This window comes from Nostoc sp. T09 (genome assembly GCF_002154695.1).
Taxonomy (GTDB): Bacteria; Cyanobacteriota; Cyanobacteriia; order Cyanobacteriales; family Nostocaceae; genus Aulosira.
In genome coordinates this window covers 1-2,831 of the sequence record NZ_MTAV01000093.1, presented here as the reverse complement: position 1 = coordinate 2,831, position 2,831 = coordinate 1, and the positions used below count along the sequence as shown (strand labels likewise).

Sequence of the window (2,831 nt, the reverse complement as noted above, 5' to 3'; positions counted from 1 at the left end):
ACAACCATCAAACTCTGGAGTTTGGATGGAAAGCTCCTCAAAACTTTCACTGGTCATAGCGATTCAATGAATAGCGTCAGCTTCTCCCCCGACGGCAAGACCATCACCTGCGCCAGTCTTGACAACACAGTCAAACTCTGGAGTTTGGATGGAAAGCTCCTCAAAACTTTCACTGGGCATAGCAATTCGGTGAATAGCGCTAGCTTCTCCACCGACGGCAAGACCATCGCCTCCGCAAGCCGTGACAACACAATCAAACTTTGGAGTTTGGATGGAAAGCTCCTCAAAACTTTCACTGGGCATAGTGATTGGGTTTATAGCGTCAGCTTCTCCCCTGACGGCCAGATCATGGCCTCCGCCAGTCTTGACAAGACCATCAAACTCTGGAGTTTGGATGGAAAGCTCCTCAAAACTTTCACTGGGCATAGTAGTTCAGTTAATAGTGCCAGCTTCTCCCCCGACGACAAGATAATTGCCTCCGCCAGTCTTGACAAGACCATCAAACTCTGGAGTTTGGATGGAAAGCTCTTCAAAACTTTCACTGGGCATAGCAATTCGGTGAATAGCGTCAGCTTCTCCCCCGACGGCAAAACTCTTGCCTCCGCTAGTAATGACAAGACCATCAAACTCTGGAGTTTGGGAGGCAAGCTCCTCAAAACCTTCACTGGGCATACTGATTCAGTTTCTAGTGTCAGCTTTTCCCCAGACAGCAAGATGATTGCCTCTGCCAGTACTGATGGAACCATCAAACTCTGGAGTTTAGAAGGCTCGCTCCTCAAAACCTTTACTGGGCATAGTGATTCTTTTTTGAGCGTCAGTTTCTCCTCCAACGGTAAGACGATTGCCTCTGCCAGTGCTAACGGAACCATTAAACTCTGGAGTCTTAATGGGCAGGAACTCAAACCCTTGACTGGACATAGCGGTTCGGTTCATAGCATCAGCTTCTCACCCGATGGCAAGACGATTGCTTCCGCTAGTGCTGACAAGAGCATCAAACTCTGGAATCTCGATGGCAAAGAACTTAAAACCTTGACTGGGCATAGCGATTCGGTGAATAGCGTCAGCTTCTCACCCGATGGCAAGACAATTGCTTCCGCCAGTGATGACAAGAGCATCAAACTCTGGAATCTCGATGGCAAAGAACTTAAAACCTTGACTGGGCATAGCGATTCGGTGAATAGCGTCAGCTTCTCACCCGATGGCAAGACGATTGCTTCCGCCAGTGATGACAAGAGCATCAAACTCTGGAATTTGGATTTAGAGAATCTTCTGATTTTGGGGTGCAATTGGCTGCAAGATTATCTGCCTAATCATCCTGAGACTTTAGCTGAACTACAGCCATGCGTAGCTACAACTTTGGTTACCCAAGGTGAGAAGTTAGCCGGCACAGGTGAAGTTGAGAAAGCAGTTGCTAAATTTAAACAAGCCAAGGAATGGAACCCTGAATTAGATATTAATCCAGAGACGAAAACAGAAACTCTAAACTTAATTTTTCAAGGCAAAGAATTGGCGAAACAAATTGATATTCAGGGTGCAGTTGCTAAGTTCAAAAAAGCACAGCAGTTAACTCCTAACATCGACCTTGAGCCAAAAACAACAGCCTTAGACAATAATCCAGAAGCATTTGCCAGAAAGCTTGCAATCTCAGAATTAGATACCCTCTTGAAAGATGAACTAGCAAGTCAAGATGATTTGAAAAAAGCTATTTCAGCTTATGCTAAAGCTAAAAAACTTAACCCAAACCTAGAAATCTCTGCTGACTCTTGGAGTAGACTGTGTTGGGATGCTAGCTTGTATCGTTATGCAGCTAATTTCATGTTTGCTTGTGAAAAAGCCGTTACTCTTGCACCTAAGGATGGAGGTATCCGAGATAGTCGTGGTCTTGCTAGGGCACTTACTGGCGATACTAAAGGCGCTATTGAAGATTTCCAAGCGTTTATCCAATCGTCTAATATTAATTCTGAGCAGAAATCACAACGCCAAGGTTGGGTTAATGCCCTCAGTGCTGGTAAGAATCCGTTTACAGAGGAAGAGTTGCAGAAGCTACGCCAGCAGTAGGGTGTGTTATGCCGTAGGCTAACGCACCTTGAATCGTTGATGATGCGTCGGTGCGTTGCGCTGCGCGACAACACACCCTAGATTTACTACATTTACTTTTAAATTTCTCCTTTTGAGCTTAGGCGAGCTTTTCGTAGACATCGCACTTTACAATTTCCATAAATTAGCTAGTCATTTTTATATTTTGAGTAAACAAAAAGGCTTGTAACTTTCTCATTTAGCTGTTTCAAGTAGGCAAAAAGCCATTTCACCTACCCAAAAAGCCATTTCATCTACTCAAAAAGCCATTTCACCTACTCATTTTGGTGTTTTCCGCAAGCCAAAAGTCATTTCACCTACTTAAAAAGCCTTATCGCTTACTCATTTTGGTAAATCACGCACTCATTTTAGTGTTTTCCGCAGGTAAAAAGCCTTATCGCTTACTCATTTCGGTAAATCACGCACTCATTTTGGTGTTTTCCGCAAGTTTTTGGGCTGATTACTTGCTCAAAAAGTGTGATGTCTGACAACACGCTGCTGTGCAGCTACGCTTTCTTGTTTTTTGTGATGCCTACGGCGGGCTACGCCTACGCATTTGTTCTCAAATCAAATTGGATAGTTGAATTTAGACACCAGAAAGGTAGCAACATCCAACTTTATCGCAGAGTTTGTTGGGTTCTCATACCATTTTATTAAACACTAATACATATATATTTCGCGTAGGGGCAAGGCATTGCCCATTGGTGTCAACTTAAGAAGATAAAGCCCAAATTTGTTGGGTGTAAGCGTCAATA

General features: G+C 44.0%; 1 pseudogene. It reads left to right on the top strand.

From position 1 onward, the window contains the following. Positions 1–2,058 (top strand): annotated as a pseudogene (locus tag BV372_RS19295) (PD40 domain-containing protein); the annotation flags it as partial. Positions 2,059–2,831: the final 773 nt, after the last annotated feature.